The organism is Marininema halotolerans, assembly GCF_900116235.1.
Lineage (GTDB): Bacteria > Bacillota > Bacilli > Thermoactinomycetales > DSM-45169 > Marininema > Marininema halotolerans.
Genome location: NZ_FPAA01000001.1, coordinates 283,681 through 298,801 on the forward strand (window position 1 = coordinate 283,681; position 15,121 = coordinate 298,801).

At 45.8% G+C, this 15,121-nt stretch carries 13 protein-coding genes; 1 reads left to right on the forward strand and 12 read right to left on the reverse strand.

All coding sequences use genetic code 11. The annotated features are described in order from the left end of the window. Positions 1-36: 36 nt before the first annotated feature. The 11 genes from CHX35_RS01410 to wecB all read right to left on the reverse strand — a co-directional run bounded on the left by CHX35_RS01410 (position 37) and on the right by wecB (position 14,083). Positions 37-1,491: an NAD-dependent succinate-semialdehyde dehydrogenase gene (locus tag CHX35_RS01410; protein ID WP_091833431.1), complete on the reverse strand. Its 1,455-nt coding sequence runs from the start codon at positions 1,489-1,491 to the stop codon at positions 37-39. 168 nt (positions 1,492-1,659) lie between these two features. Then, complete coding sequence (locus tag CHX35_RS01415) at positions 1,660-2,919, reverse strand: glycosyltransferase family 4 protein (RefSeq protein WP_140413517.1); 1,260 nt, start codon at positions 2,917-2,919, stop codon at positions 1,660-1,662. Positions 2,920-2,963: 44 nt separating this feature from the next. Further along, entirely contained in the window at positions 2,964-4,118 is a 1,155-nt protein-coding gene (locus CHX35_RS01420) for a glycosyltransferase family 4 protein (RefSeq protein ID WP_091832723.1), read from the reverse strand. Continuing rightward, positions 4,091-5,503 carry an O-antigen ligase family protein gene (locus CHX35_RS01425; RefSeq protein WP_091832726.1) on the reverse strand — a complete coding sequence of 471 codons (1,413 nt, stop codon included), beginning with the start codon at positions 5,501-5,503 and terminating at the stop codon, positions 4,091-4,093. The genes CHX35_RS01420 and CHX35_RS01425 overlap by 28 nt, the downstream gene beginning before the upstream one ends. A 6-nt stretch (positions 5,504-5,509) precedes the next feature. Then, positions 5,510-6,973: a lipopolysaccharide biosynthesis protein gene (locus tag CHX35_RS01430; protein ID WP_091832729.1), complete on the reverse strand. Its 1,464-nt coding sequence runs from the start codon at positions 6,971-6,973 to the stop codon at positions 5,510-5,512. Positions 6,974-6,993: 20 nt separating this feature from the next. Then, on the reverse strand, positions 6,994-7,734 hold the full coding sequence (locus tag CHX35_RS01435) for an acyltransferase (RefSeq protein WP_091832732.1): 741 nt from the start codon (positions 7,732-7,734) through the stop codon (positions 6,994-6,996). Between the two features lie 71 nt (positions 7,735-7,805). Further along, positions 7,806-9,113 carry a nucleotide sugar dehydrogenase gene (locus CHX35_RS01440; protein WP_091833434.1) on the reverse strand — a complete coding sequence of 436 codons (1,308 nt, stop codon included), beginning with the start codon at positions 9,111-9,113 and terminating at the stop codon, positions 7,806-7,808. Positions 9,114-9,224: 111 nt separating this feature from the next. After that, positions 9,225-10,340, reverse strand: coding sequence for a DegT/DnrJ/EryC1/StrS family aminotransferase (locus tag CHX35_RS01445; RefSeq protein WP_091832735.1), 1,116 nt, complete (start codon positions 10,338-10,340; stop codon positions 9,225-9,227). Further along, positions 10,337-11,374 carry a Gfo/Idh/MocA family protein gene (locus tag CHX35_RS01450; RefSeq protein ID WP_091832738.1) on the reverse strand — a complete coding sequence of 346 codons (1,038 nt, stop codon included), beginning with the start codon at positions 11,372-11,374 and terminating at the stop codon, positions 10,337-10,339. The genes CHX35_RS01445 and CHX35_RS01450 overlap by 4 nt, the downstream gene beginning before the upstream one ends. A gap of 368 nt (positions 11,375-11,742) precedes the next feature. Further along, on the reverse strand, positions 11,743-12,963 hold the full coding sequence (locus CHX35_RS01455; protein WP_091832741.1) for a glycosyltransferase family 4 protein: 1,221 nt from the start codon (positions 12,961-12,963) through the stop codon (positions 11,743-11,745). A 46-nt stretch (positions 12,964-13,009) separates the two neighbouring features. Continuing rightward, entirely contained in the window at positions 13,010-14,083 is a 1,074-nt protein-coding gene (wecB, locus tag CHX35_RS01460; RefSeq protein ID WP_091832744.1) for a non-hydrolyzing UDP-N-acetylglucosamine 2-epimerase, read from the reverse strand. A gap of 186 nt (positions 14,084-14,269) precedes the next feature. Here wecB and CHX35_RS17945 point away from each other — a divergent pair, with 186 nt between their 5' ends. Next, positions 14,270-14,398 (forward strand): hypothetical protein, encoded by a 129-nt coding sequence (locus tag CHX35_RS17945; RefSeq protein WP_281252039.1) that lies wholly within the window; start codon positions 14,270-14,272, stop codon positions 14,396-14,398. Between the two features lie 103 nt (positions 14,399-14,501). Here the strand turns inward: CHX35_RS17945 and fabZ are convergent, their stop codons facing one another. Then, the gene (fabZ, locus tag CHX35_RS01465) at positions 14,502-14,939 is read right to left on the reverse strand and encodes a 3-hydroxyacyl-ACP dehydratase FabZ (RefSeq protein WP_091832748.1); all 438 of its coding nucleotides are present in this window, start codon (positions 14,937-14,939) and stop codon (positions 14,502-14,504) included. Positions 14,940-15,121 lie beyond the last annotated feature (182 nt).

Here is a 15,121-nt window from a genome sequence, read left to right on the forward strand (position 1 = left end):
TCTTTTAAACTCAATGGCATGAAGCAATTCCTTATTTTATTGGATACGCACGGAGATATATTTAGTCTCCAAATATTCTTCCACGCCATATTTTCCCCCTTCGCGTCCAAGCCCACTCTCTTTGAATCCACCAAAGGGAGCTTGTGCCGTTGAAGGGGTGCCATCATTCACTCCAACAATGCCAAATTCTAGTTTCTCGGATACACGAATCGCCCGAGCAAGGTTTTCCGTGTAAAAGTAAGCAGCTAGCCCATAGCGACTATGGTTGGCCTTTGCTATGGCCTCTTCTTCGGATGAAAAATATTGAATGGGAGCCACTGGCCCAAAGGTTTCCTCTCGCATCACTTCCATTTCATCGGTTACGTCAAGCAAGACCGTCGGTTCGAAGAAATGAGCCTTCTGACCAGGGTGCTTTCCGACTTTGGTATGGCGATGACCCCCTGTCATCACTTTTGCCCCTTTATTAACGGCATCCTTCACTTGTCCTTCCACCTTATCAGCAGCAGCACTATCAATTAATGGGCCAATCGCTACCCCTTCCTCCATACCATTTCCGACCTTTAATTCCTTCGTTTTTTGCGCAAGTCGCTCAGCGAAGGCTTGACCAATACTTTGTTCAACATAAATACGATTGGCGCAGACGCAGGTTTGTCCTGCATTTCGAAACTTACTTGAAAGCACTTCATCCACAGCTCGGTCCAGATCCGCATCAGCAAATACAATAAACGGTGCATGACCCCCTAGCTCAAGGCTAATCTTTTTCATCGTATCCGCTGCTTGCTTCATGAGAACCTTTCCTATCGCTGTCGAACCCGTAAAACCAACCTTACGTACACGCTCATCCTTAAGCAATGCTTCGCCTACCGTCGAGGCATGCGTGCTCGTGATTAAGTTAATGACACCCTTTGGTACCCCCGCTTCATGAAACAATTCCACAATACGACAGGCGGTTAAAGGAGTCTGTTGGGCAGGTTTAATTACCACGGTGCATCCCGCCGCAAGGGCAGGTGCGATTTTACGCGTAATCATCGACGCTGGGAAATTCCAAGGGGTTATTGCGGCTGCAACACCCACCGGTTGTTTATGTACCCAAATTCGCTTATCTGTTGCGGAAGCAGGGATCGTCTCACCATAGATTCGCTTTGCCTCCTCTCCACTCCACTCTACAAAGTCAGCAGCATATTGTATTTCCCCCTTCGCTTCCAGGATGGGTTTTCCTTGCTCCAAGGTCATAATTTCTCCCAACTCATCTTTGTGTGCAATCATCAACTCATAGGCACGGCGCAAGATTTCTGCCCGCTCCTTTGCTGTCTGATTAGACCATGCGGGAAAAGCTTCATGCGCCGCTGTGATCGCCCGCTCAACGTCTGCTTCGCCTCCGTCTGCACAATTGCCTACGATCTCGCCAGTGGCTGGATTTGTCACCTCAAAACGTTCATCCGTTGTCGCTTCAATCCATTTGCCATTAATAAATAAGCCATATCGTTTCAAAGGATTCACCGTCCTTATTCCATCGAATTACCGTGTATGTCCAACAAACAACTGCTCTATGACTGTTGTTCCCTTCGACTCATTTAACAAACCCTGCCTTGGGCAAAAATCAAAACCCCTAGGCGCATTCACCAAGGGGTTCCCAATTAACATTTTGACATGAATACATCAATGCTTCGCTTTTATTTCCTCCATCGACTCGATGTCTTGCGTACGCATAAAGAAGCGAAGATTTTCGTAAAATTGTTGGGCTAATTTCTCCCGGTCACCATATTGGTCGATATACTGAAGCCCCCGCTCTTCTATCTCTTTTCTTTCAGTGGACGATAACTCGCGAAGACGCGATATTCCCTTGGCAATTCCTTGGGAATCCTCTGCTCCACTAAAGATTCCGGTTCCACTCTCCTCCAGAATCTCCCGCACTTCCCCATCCACTGTCGTCAATATGGGTTTCCCAGTGTATAAGTAATCAAACAATTTGTTAGGGCGTGCCCCACGGAAGATTTCATTATTGGCGAGGGAAATGATTCCACAGTCTGCCGCATCCATGTAATCATAAATCTCATCCTTTGTGACAGGATCAAGAAAGAAAACATTACTGATCTGCTCTTGTTCCCGGATATGCAATAACTTCTTCTTCTCTGGACCATCTCCAATCAATACAATGGCACAATCAGGAGGGAGTTCTTTTCCGGCACGCAGTACGAATTCCAGAGCATTGGCAGGTCCGTGCGCCCCTGCGTAAAGGGCAACAAATTGATGTGGCTTCACACCCATCTGTTGACGTGCATGAAGACGCCGCTCCTCTGAAGGCTTCCAAGCACTGCGAAGAATTCCGTTTGGAATTAAGGTCACTTTATCTTCTGGGATGCCCTTATCGATAATAAAACGACGTTGATGCTCTGTCAGCACCACAATTTTATCCGCTTTTCGATAAAGAAAGCCTTCCATCCACGTGAGCGCTTTCACCATCCATGGTTTCTTTAGCCCACCCATTTTAATCAAGGTATCCGGCCACAAATCTCTCACTTCTAAGACAAAGGGGCATCCTTTTATACGAGACAACCACCATCCAGCAAATGGCGTTAATAAATGAGGAGAGGAGGCGACCATGACATCAGGCCCTGTCCGAAACAAGCCAGCAATGAAAAAGAGTCCTGCAAAACTAACCATGTTCACCATTCTACGCAGATCGTTTTGACGATGAGGAAACGACCATAGCCATTTCATGCGAAGGCCTTTTATAGGTTCCTTCTCTTTCCTGAACGCTTCGTCAACGAATTGCCTCCGTGAATGGTTGAAGGAAGAAAGCCAAAGGGTAACTTCAGCCCCTTCTTCTTCAACCCATTCCTTTGCTAATTCATAATGACGGGTAATTCCTCCAAGCCGAGGCGGTACCGCATAATGGTTAGCTATCCAGATACGCAACGGTTTCACATCCTTGTTCAGACAAAGTAGCGGGCCCTATAAACTTAAGCCCGACTCACGGCTCCCCCTTTGTGTCCTGCAAGCGGTGTCATGTCACGATATAACGCCAATAACTTCTTCTCCTCTACCTGCCAATTATAAACACGCCGATGGGCTTCTTGTCCATTTTTAGATAATTGATCCTGTAATGAGGAGTCCCTTAGGATTTCTTCAATCTTGATCGCAATTTCCCTTGGATTCAAGGGGTTGACTGTACATCCAGCCCCGCTGGATTCAAGGATCTGTCGCCATAGGGGAAAATCCGTTGCCACAACAGGAAGGCCTGCTGCCATGTATTCAAAAAGTTTGATCGGTAGGGATTCCCGATAATTTTCAATCGGATGAAGACAAACAAGCCCTACCTTACTTTTTGTCAACCATGTCCCCACTTCTTCAAAGGCAATTCGTCCATGTAACGTTACGTTTTTGCTACGCAATTCTTCTTCTACCCGATCCGATGGATCGATGTGTTGCAAGGGTCCGATCAGATGAAGCTCTGCGTTTAAGTCAGGAGAAAGATGATCCATGGCCGCAATCATCTCCTTATACCCCCGTAAATAAGAAACTCCACCCACATAAACAATTTGATTTTCGCGTTCACTAACCTTCTTAGCAAGGGTACTCTCTTCAAATGGGACGGGGTAGTTTTTCACTGTGACGACGTGACGGTTCCAAGTAAAATGGGAAGCGATCGGGTCCGTGGCTGTGATGACTGCAGAAAGTCGACTCGCCAACCCCTTCTCCACCCAATCGGCCACCCGTGCAAGTGGTCTACGCCACCCTTTTGGAATCCAGGGTTTGGTGCTAATCTGCTTAGGGAGATCTTCATGGGCATCGTAAATGACAGGGCGTCGCGTGATCCAATGAAGGAGTACGCCCCATGGTAATAGCTCTGGATCATGGAAGTGAAAGCGAGCTGCCTTACTTTTTATTGCCCGTTGAAAAAGACGCCAACCTCCCCATAAACGCACCCATTTGTTTTTAGGAATAGGAAGGCCGACAATGCGAATCCCCTGCAACTCTTTTTCACGAAAATCGGCCAGAGCATGCAACTCCACTTGATAACCCGCCCGGTGCAATGAACAAGCTTGCTTATGAAAAATCCGAGAGTCGTTATATCCATGAACTGAGCTCATGACCATGACTTTTTCTCCGCCCATAAAGCACCTCCTCCCTCATCAGCCCATCGTTTACGCTCTCCAATCGCCACGACAGCCAGCGCGAAACCGTATACGATCCACATGGGTGTAAAATGAATGGCTGTACTCGGGGACATGCCACCAAAAAAGTATCCGATCAGAGCGATGAAGCTAGCAGTCGCTCCCCAGCGAATAATCAAAGGGAGTTGGGCATTTCCTTTGATTCGAGCCAATCGCAGTAGCCTCCATAAAAGCCACCCATACAAGCCCATGTATAGAAGGAAGATCGGGACACCAAAATTAACTAGAATTTCTACCCACCAATTATGCATGTTTACCTTTGTACCCACTCCAGAAGCATCCTTCATGTAAAACTCAATATTGCCTGCACCCACTCCCATATAGTGACTATCTTTTAGGAAGTGAAGGCCGTGTAAAATTAAGTTTTTACGGATGGAAACACTTTGATCCCGACTCTGCTCCTCGTCTCCATCCAGCACTTCATCGTCCTGAGGTAAACTCCAGGACTGTAGATGCTGAAAGATTCCCAATGTACTCCCCAGTTTATCCCGCGTCTGCTGAGAGAGAACAGAAGAGAGGAGCAACGTCGTAATTAGTACAGCTAATACGACGAGCCCAAACCCCTTCGCCAAATTTTTACGGTTGCGATCTTCTTTTGCAACCGTAAAGGGTATGAGGATAAGCCAAGTCACTAACAACAACGGCAGAGCAAAACCACTATTGCTTCGTGAACCTGTAATAAAGAGATCACACAATGTAACAATCCCTGTTGCATAAATCCAGCCCTGTGCCCTCCGTGAAATGGGGAGCATATAAAGGGCTGTGATTAAAAAAGGCAATCCGAGAGTGAGTACCGTAGCAAAATCATTTTGATTGGTAAAAAAGGAAGTGGGGTTAGGAGCATCCCGTTGCCAATAACGGGATGCGGGCAAGTGCCAAAAAGTTAATGATTCGACAAGCCCAAAGGTGACGATGATAAAGAACGCGCCAAATAATACACGCGATGTTTGCGCTAATGAACGGACATCCTGCAAAAAGAAAGGGAATAAGAGACAAAGTACGATCATCATCACGAGAAAAACGCTGTACTTTAAGCCATATTGAAGGTGTCCCGCCCAACCAACAGAGGCGAGGGCATAGATAATCCAAAAAGCGAAGAATGCGACATGCCAACGGACTGCTCCCATATGGGAAGATTCCATATGCCGTTGTGTTGTCCAGCGAATCAGTACGCCAGCCATCAGCAACAGAAAGATCATGCGAAAAAAGGTCATCTTGAAATTACCCATTGGGACTCCGAATGTCGGACCCAATACGGCAAACACAATCATCAAGTGAAAAAGTTGGTGAAGACGTTGCTGTCGGGGGAGGCGTAAGGAAGTCATCAACACTCACCTTTTACTCATGAGTTTAGAAGGCAAACCTTTAATCATTTTTACAGCGTCTTTATTAAACACACCGGTTACAACAATTGCAGCTGACATCAGTGCGATTGCTGCCAGATACCAAAGCCACAAACCCGCCCAATGATGCACTTGCATCCAAGTGATACCAATCATCACACCAATAAATAGCGTAAGATACGTCATCATGGATCGCATACGGAAATCAACGGGATAAGCCGCCTGACCTTTCCGATAGATCGATAGAAAGATGTACAAATACGTAAGAACGGTCATCGCACCGGTTCCCCAAGCACCAATAATAGGTACCAGAGCAAGGTTACCGACCAGATAGATGGCTGCAGCAACCATAAAGGTCTTTGATATCGTTTTGGTCAGTTTATTAATCAATAATCCAACACCCACGAGTAAATGCATGGTATTGAGAAGAATACCCAGGGCAAGCATCCAAACATAGGGATATGCATCATAGTATTCAGGTTTCCCTGCAATCCATTTGATAACCGGTTGAATCGAAAAAGTAAGACCCATAATAAAGAACGTACCAAGCACGAGAAATCCACGCGCAAGCAAACTATAGATCCGCTGTGCATCATCACGATCTTTGATTGAGACAGAGAACGGACGCCAAGCAAGCTGAAATGCCGATGTTATTAAAGCAATAATACTAGCAAAACGAACCGCTAATCCAAATACCCCCGCTGCCTCTGCAGACACCAAATGGTATATGATCGGGCGACTCACCGCATTCATCACCCAAAAAGCGAGGAGAGTAGGAAGAAGCGGAAAACCATAGTTCACCAAGTCCATCACATGCTTTTTCTTTACGTGACGAGTAAATTGATGACGATAATGCCAGAGAAGTGCCACGGCAACCACCGATTGCACCACGATTTGACCGTAGAAAATACCGAGGACACCCATCTTCCCTTCAACCAAAAACCACACACTCGCTAAACTGGAGCCAATAACGAAGGTCATGGTTCCAATGATGAAGGTTTTTACCTGGCGAGCAAAACGTGCGTAAGCCAAGGTTTGCTGAATAATGACATTCGCCACAATGGTTAGGATGGCTAATGTTATGAGATGGGAATACCCTTGAGGATAATCATAAATGAATGGTGCTGATGGTTCACTGAGAAAGAATGAAAGCACTAAGAAGAATAGGCTGATCACAAATGGGAAAAAGACGGCGGCGGTAAAATACCCCTTGCGATCTTCTTCATCTTTCGCTTCAAAGAAATAAAAAGCAAAGGCCGTATCCGTCCCCAAGATACAAAAGTACGTGATTACCATCGCAATCGTATTGGTCATATCCCAATCCCCAAAGCGTGAGGGCATCAGGTAACGGGTATAAACCGGAACCAATAAGAAAGCCACAATTTTGTTCCCCATCAGCGCCATTGCAAAAGCTGCTGAGTCCGAGAACAGCTGTTTAATCTTCGAAAGCATAGTTGGCCCCTTTACCGTATCTAACCGTTGCGTATCTCCTCCCTCGGTACCGGTCTATGAGAACGGGCAGGTACTCCGATGTACACCGTAGCCGGTTCCGTATCTCGGTGAACGACTGCACCCGCTGCAATAAAACTTTCTGTAGAAACAACAACGCCTGGGAGGAGTATCGCCCCTCCCCCTACTCGGGCCCCTTGTTTGATGATAGGACCCCGGATCAATTGAAAGCGTTTCTCTGTCCTACCCATAAAGTTATCATTGGTTGTCGTTACTCCAGGTGCGATGAAAACTTCTTCTTCAAGCCGAGAATAAGCAGTAATATACGCATTGGTCTGTATTTTCGTTCGAGATCCAATCTCCACTTGGTTTTCCACCGCGACTTGACATCCAATTACCACGTCATCGCCAATCAGGCACTTCTCCCGAACCAGCGCTTGATCACCAATAAGGACATTGTCGCCGATGGTACTACCCCGATAGAGAACCGCATTTGCCCCAATGGTTCCCCCTCCCCCAATCTTTAAACCAGGGAGATCAGCATCCACTTTAACCGTGCTCGTCTTAGCCGGGCGAGGCCACCGACCAATCACAGCGTTATCAGCGATCATCGTCCCGTCTCCAATATGGGTACCTGCATGGACGGTCACGTGGTTGCCAACGGTGACATTATCGCCCAAAACAACATCTTCTTCAACAACGCTAAAGTACCCCACAGTGGTTCCATTCCCAATCTTCACTGACGGATGGATCCATTGGTTCATTGTACCCCTCCTTTCGACGAATCATCTACCTATTTCTAAAGCACTTTTAATAGTTCCATTGAATTAACTCATTATATTTTTTCGTAGTCCCCTTGAATGTTTTTTGTATTTTTCATTGCATTTCTTGTATCAAAAATTACCCGCGCATGGGTTGCGATCATATCATAATTATAATCCGTATGATCGGTCGTAATTAAAACCAAATCCGCACTTTGAAGTAAATCCGCAGTTAACTCCATACTTTCATAGTGATGATCTTTCACTGTAAATGCAGGGATATGCGGATCATTGATCCATAGCTCAGCACCGCATTTCTCTAGCTTCTCAATGATCTCCAACACAGGTGACTCGCGCATATCATCAATATCCCGTTTATAGGCCACTCCTAAAATAAGTACCTTTGCACCACTCATCGATTTTTGGTAACGGTTCAAAATTTGCATCGAGCGTTCCACAACAAAATCCGGCATATAGTTGTTAATTTCCCCTGCCAATTCAATTAACCGCGTATGATACTTATACTCTCGAGCTTTCCAAGTTAAGTAATAGGGGTCAATCGGGATACAATGTCCTCCTAGACCTGGGCCTGGGTAAAAGGCCATAAAGCCGTAGGGCTTTGATTTTGCCGCTTCGACCACTTCCCAGTAGTCGATTCCCATTTTATTACAGAGAACAGCCATTTCATTGGCTAGCGCAATGTTAATGTTCCGAAAGGTATTTTCTAAAATCTTTTCCATTTCTGCAACCGCCGGACTCGATACCTCTACCACCTCACCCTCGAGGACATTGCGGTACAATGCTGCAGCCACTTGTGTGCAAGCTGGAGTAACACCCCCAACCACTTTGGGCGTATTTTTGGTATTGAAAACCTTATTTCCAGGATCCACCCGTTCAGGAGAGAAGGCGAGATAAAAGTCCTCGCCAACCTTGAGCCCTCCCGCTTCTAAAATCGGTAGAACCACTTCCTCTGTCGTGCCTGGATAAGTGGTACTTTCTAATACGACGAGCATTCCCGGATGCAACCGTTTTGCAATCTCCTTCGCAGAAGCTTCCACATAGGATGTATCCGGCTGTTGGTATCGGTCAAGCGGGGTAGGGACACAGATAGCTACGGCGTCGATATCTGCAAGGTCAGCATAATCCGCTGTTGCCTTTAAGCCGCCACGGCGCACGGTGTCAGCCAACTCTTCATCAATGATGTCCCCAATATAATTGATTCCTTGGTTCACCATGTCCACTCGTTTTTCTTGAATGTCAAAACCGATGACATGATAACCCGCCTTCGCCTTTTCAAGAGCTAAAGGAAGTCCAACATACCCCAAACCGATGACACCAATCACTGCATTCTTACGATTGATTCTTTCCAGGATTTTCTCCATCTGCAGTGATCGATCACGGATATCTGGGTACACCCCACCTGAAACAGGATTCATGGTTACGAGGAAGTCGGCATCATTGTTTGGAACCATACGATTGATGTTTGGCATCAGTTACACCGTCCCTTGGTAAAATTCCTTCACCGCATCTGCAACCTGGTAGATGGTCTCTTCCTTCATTTCTGGGTAGAGGGGAAGAGCCAATGTGCGTTTTGCAAGTGCCTCCGCATGAGGAAGGGAGCCCACTTGGTATCCCAGTTCACGGTAGGCTATTTGTAGATGAAGAGGAACGGTATAGTACGCATTGGTAGCCATCCCTCGCTTTTGTAAATGAGCCATCAAAGCATCGCGCTCTTCGGATTGAATGATATAGAGGTGATAGACGGAAGTGGCTCCTTCCAATACCTGAGGCGTACCAATCGGTAGATTTGATAGTAAATGATCGTATAACTGAGCACATTCTCTGCGTGCTTGATTCCATTCTTCTAAATATTTTAATTTAATACGTAAGGCAGCTGCCTGTAATTCATCGAGGCGACTGTTATAGCCAATTTGTCGATTAATGTATTTGCTAGTGGGATCACTACCATGCACACGGAGGCTACGGATTTTTGTAGCAAGATGTTCATCGTTAGTAACGATCATGCCACCGTCGCCATATCCCCCAAGATTTTTCGTAGGAAAAAAGGAGAAGGTAGCCGCATGCCCTAATGAACCAACCCTATGCCCCTTAAACTCTGCTCCGATCGCTTGTGCACCATCTTCCAACACAAACCAATGGTGATCACGGGCGCAAGCCATGATATCGACCATATTTGCTGCTTGACCAAAAATATGAACAGGAAGAATCGCTCGGGTTTTTTCTGTTCGATGGGTCTCCAATTGATCAGGATCCAAGTTATAGGTTTTTGGGTCAATATCAACAAATACCGGTGTTGCACCTACACGAGAAATTGCTTCAGCCGTAGCGAAGAAGGTAAAGGGCGTGGTTAACACTTCATCACCCGGTCCAATTCCCGCAGCATCTAAAGAGAGAACCAAGGCATCGGTCCCGTTGGCTACACCAATGCCATAAGAAGCATCCACAAAGTGCGCAACCTCTTCTTCCAACTTCTTTACCTCAGGTCCCAATATATATTGACCACTATCTAACACACGTAAAATCGCTTGGTTCACCTGCTCACGGATCAACTCATACTGTCCCTTCAGATCCATCAAAGGAGTTTTCATCGTTTTATCCCTCCTATCGATTCATCCAATCGAACGGGTTGTCCTGTGGCAGCTGCTTGTTGACAAGCATTTACCAAAGCAAGAACACGTCTTCCATCTTCCCCTGTAATCATAGGGGGACGACCCATTTTGATAGCTGTTGTCATATCTTCAATGAGGCATTGATGCCCGGGTTTTCCATAGGGGTTCTTCGTAATTTGTTGTATGGTTTCAGTTGCCTCTTCTTGCGAAAGATCAGCAAATTGCCAAGATTGAATCCAATTTGCCGTTGGTCCCCCAACCACTGCGGTTCCCGTTTCACCAAAAAGGGAAAGCGTCTCCTCTAAATTTTTGGGATAAAGGGTAACCGCCGCTTCAATCACTCCTAGTGCCCCACTACGAAAACGAAGCACCGAAACCATGACATCCTCTACTTCAATGTCTCGCAGCCGTGTCGCTTGATACGATGATACCTCTTCGACTTCCCCCATCATCCATATCAAGAGATCAAGGTTATGAATCGCTTGATTCATCAAGACTCCGCCATCCATCTCCTTGGTGCCTCGCCAAGGATCCTGATCAAAGTATGCTTGATCGCGATTCCATCGAACCGTTGCGTTTGCATGACTAAAGGTGCCGAAAGCACCTTCATTCACTCGTTTTTTCAACACTTCCATCGCTGGCCGAAAACGGTTGGGATGAACCACTGCAAGGTTGACCCCTTGTTCTCTACATACATCAATCATTCGATCAGCATCTGCAAGGGATAGTGCCATCGGTTTTTCGACGATGACATGTCTTCCAGCCTGCGCCACTTGAATCGTCAGTGCTGCATGAGTCCCGCTGGGCGTACAGATGCATACCACATCAACCGGAGACTCTTGCAACATCGTTTCAACATCTGTATATCCTCTCACTCCATCCGCTAACCAGCGGGAAAGGCGATTATTGTCTCGATCACAAATAGCAATTAACTCTGCATCCACCGTCGCTTGAATGGCTTCCACATGTTTTTTTGCAATATGACCACACCCAACGATTCCATACCGTATCAATCGTCTCCCTCTCTTCTGTCTACATCAACTGACAAAACTCGCGTTCAATGTACCATAGGGGAGTGAACCGGAGAATCATTTCCATGGATTTTTAAATCTTTCTTTACATAAAATGCACAAAAATCACAATATCCCCTTCATTAAAAAAATCGGCCACCGCTCCCTTCACCTAATAGCTTATGGAGATCGATCGCCGACTAGAACAAATGATGAATGAAATAGGAAGGATTTAATCACGAATTAAAAAGGATTCTCCAAGCCACATCCTTTTATCCCACACATCCCTATCTCCCTCCAGGGTTTAACTGGGGTTGATGTATAATATTTCAAATATAACAAAGACAATATACCATATTGATAACTATTTATCACCCTCTATTTTTTACTGAATGCTTATGATCAATTAATACTCGCTCATATAAACTAATGATTTGTTCAGCATTTCGCTTCCAAGTAAGTGCCCCTGACTCTGTAAATGCACGTTCCCCCATATCGTAGGCAAGTCCCTCATTCTCCGCTAAAAGAATGGATAAGCATTGTGCCGTTTCCTCGGGTCGCTCCGGCTTTACTAAGAAGCCCGTCCGACGATGTTGCAATACCTCAGAGATCCCACCGACATCCGTTGCCACGACTGGTTTGCCACAACCCATGGCTTCCATAATGATCGAGGGCATTCCTTCGCTCAAGCTCGTTAATGCCACAACATCACAACTATTAATCCAAATGGGGATCTCTTCATGGGGGCGTCGTCCTATAAAATGAATGCGCTCACGGACGCCTGCTTGCTTTGCTTGTCTTTGTAACTCCCCCTCCAATGGCCCTCCCCCTACAAGGTAGAGAGCAACTTGATCATCGGTTGCTGCCAGTCTGGCAAAGGCATCAATCAGGACATGAAGTCCTTTCACCTTGTATAAGTTGCCCACGTACAGGATCGATTTTATATCTTGGGGAACCCCTAATTGATCCCGGGCTTCTTTTTGACACGTGGGTGAAAAGCGATGGGGATCAAAGCCATTATAAACCGTTGACGCTTCGACTCCAGCAATGAGCTTTTGTGCATCGCGCTTTAGTTCTTCACTCACGGTAATGACATGATTATTTCTCCGCAAAGCCTCTTCCGTTCTTCGATATACCCCTTTGGATTGTTGGGGGTATAGTCGAATATCCGATCCATGAATTGTACTAACGACAGGCGTTGAAAATGCATCTTTTAATTTTGTACCCGCATACCCATCTGGAAAAATGGTATGACAATGAATAAGATCAAAGGAAAATTGTCTACGCAATTCTGCTACTTCGTTTTGCAACGCCTTAAAATAAAAATATCCGTACGCAGAAAAAAACCATCCACCAGGGACCATAAATGTCGGCACATATCGGATTGGAATCCCATCCATGGTTGCTGTCCGGGGAAATCGTTGATAGTCTCGCCATTTTGGATAGAAGGGTAAGTGAGGAATTGGAGAAAGAACACGACACTCGACCCCTTCTTCTCGAAGCGCTTTTACTTGGTTGTGAACAAATATCCCCGCCATCGGGTTGGCTGGATTTGGATACATATGAGAAATAATCAATGCCTTTACATTCATAGTCAGCAACCCATCTTCCTTTCTCAGGCAACAGGGCGGTATAACCTTATGTTACCTTCATGTAGTTCAAGAGGTGATCGACAATTCGGTCCGTCGCATACCCATCTCCAAATACAGGTGGGACATGGGTAAAATCTGCTGAAAACCCTTCGATTGAATCGATAATCCGCCACTCATCCGCACCTGTTAAACAATTGGCACCTTGTTCAATGGTCTCTGTCCATTCCGTTTCATCACGCATAGTAATACAGGGAACCTCTAATATGAACGCTTCTTTTTGTACCCCGCCCGAATCAGTCAAAATTTTAAGAGCTTGTGATTCAAGATATAGCATGTCTAAATACCCGATGGGTTCAATTACTAACAAATTTGGATTATTGAAAGTCAATCCATGTTCCTTCATTCTGCCTCGCGTGCGCGGATGAAGAGGGAGCACAGAGGGAACAGACAATTGATTAAGGGCTCGAACAATTGCACTTAATCGCTTAGGATCATCCGTATTTTCTGCACGATGAAGGGTAATTAACACATAAGATCCCTTCTCTAAACCGATTCGTTCAAGTATTTGAGAAGATTCACCAGCAATGAGCCGATTATAACGAATCGCATCCACCATCACATCACCGACTTGCATGACCCCTTGTGTAATTCCTTCCGTTGCTAAATGATGAACCGAGGTATCCGTAGGACAAAAGAGCAGAGTCGACATATGATCAGTCAACACTCGGTTTACTTCCTCTGGCATCTTTCTGTTAAAACTACGCAAACCAGCCTCCACATGAGCGACGGGTATTTGCAACTTAGCCGCTGCAAGTGCCCCCGCCAACGTGGTGTTTGTATCACCGTAGACTAACACCCAATCCGGCTTCTCTCGAAATAAAACCTCCTCGACCTGAGCCAGTATTTCTCCCGTTTGAGCACCGTGACCCTTTGAACCCACTCCAAGGTGATAATCAGGTGTAGGAATATCCAGTTCCTTAAAAAAGATGTCCGACATCGCCTGATCATAATGCTGTCCGCTATGGACCAAGATCTCTTTACTTTGTTTTCGCAAACTTCGAGAAATTGGAGCGGCTTTAATAAATTGAGGACGTGCACCTACGATCGTTACCGTTTTCACAACCCTACACCTCTCTCTTTCTCTCGTTGATCATTCCCCTTCCCCCTTGCCAACGAGATAAAAGGTCTTTTGAACTACGGGATAATCCTGAAGTTAACTAATTCTTTACAAAGAATGGAGGGAATTGTGAGTGAATCGGTGTGTGAAGCTAAGGATATCTGCCTCATAAGAACGGAGGGATCGATCATGTCCGCAACCCACAACCGTACACCTGGTGAGCCTGACCCCCTTGATTCGGTAATCGGGATGTTCAATGCAAGCTTTATAGCCCTCCTTTTATGGGGTCTCCTTTATCTTCTTCTTCGCGTTTGGTAATTCCCCCTAAAAAAAGGTTGACCCTCCCTGCACACGATTTGTGTACCGAAAGGACCAACCGGTTGATTGTTTCTATCCATTCTTATGTGCATATCATTTAAAATCAGCCATTAGGATCAGCAATTGCAAATAGTAGTTCCCCTTCGGCAACGATTTGACCATCCACCTTCGCTACCCCTTTTCCTTTACCCATCGAAGCGCGTAAGCGGACCAATTCGACTTCGAGTGTAAGGGTATCCCCAGGCTTCACTTGACCACGAAAACGAAAACCATCAACTCCTGCTAGAAACCCAAGCTTCCCTTGATTTTCATCGATTCCCAGTACAGCACAAGCCCCTACCTGGGCTAAAGCCTCGACAATGAGTACGCCTGGCATGACTGGATATCCAGGAAAATGTCCTTGAAAAAACGGTTCATTAATACTCACGTTTTTTAATCCCACTGCGCGTTTACCCATCTCACATTCCAAGATGCGATCCACCATCAAAAATGGATATCGGTGGGGGAGTATCTCCTGGATTTGTTGATTATTCATTTCCATCTTTTTCGCTCCCTTCACAATCGATGCCAAGGTATATCCAATTCATTGATTGCTTCGTGGACAATCACCCATTTATTGTAGCACATCATGCCAAATCCTGATGAGAAAGCGCCCTTTTTCCATGTATGAAAGAAGGATTCGGTTCTTAGACTATAGATGGTCCCTCGCTTACTAGTGGCGAT

Bases quoted from the DNA above. Each gene is read 5' to 3' on its own strand.
- CHX35_RS01420 (WP_091832723.1), bottom strand. From the start codon at position 4,118: ATGGGCGGAGAAAAAGTCATGGTCATGAGCTCAGTTCATGGATATAAC.
- CHX35_RS01425 (WP_091832726.1), bottom strand. From the start codon at position 5,503: ATGACTTCCTTACGCCTCCCCCGACAGCAACGTCTTCACCAACTTTTT.
- CHX35_RS01430 (WP_091832729.1), bottom strand. From the start codon at position 6,973: ATGCTTTCGAAGATTAAACAGCTGTTCTCGGACTCAGCAGCTTTTGCA.
- CHX35_RS01435 (WP_091832732.1), bottom strand. From the start codon at position 7,734: ATGAACCAATGGATCCATCCGTCAGTGAAGATTGGGAATGGAACCACT.
- CHX35_RS01440 (WP_091833434.1), bottom strand. From the start codon at position 9,113: ATGGAGAAAATCCTGGAAAGAATCAATCGTAAGAATGCAGTGATTGGT.
- CHX35_RS01445 (WP_091832735.1), bottom strand. From the start codon at position 10,340: ATGAAAACTCCTTTGATGGATCTGAAGGGACAGTATGAGTTGATCCGT.
- CHX35_RS01455 (WP_091832741.1), bottom strand. From the start codon at position 12,963: ATGAATGTAAAGGCATTGATTATTTCTCATATGTATCCAAATCCAGCC.
- CHX35_RS17945 (WP_281252039.1), top strand. From the start codon at position 14,270: ATGTCCGCAACCCACAACCGTACACCTGGTGAGCCTGACCCCCTTGAT.
- fabZ (WP_091832748.1), bottom strand. From the start codon at position 14,939: ATGGAAATGAATAATCAACAAATCCAGGAGATACTCCCCCACCGATAT.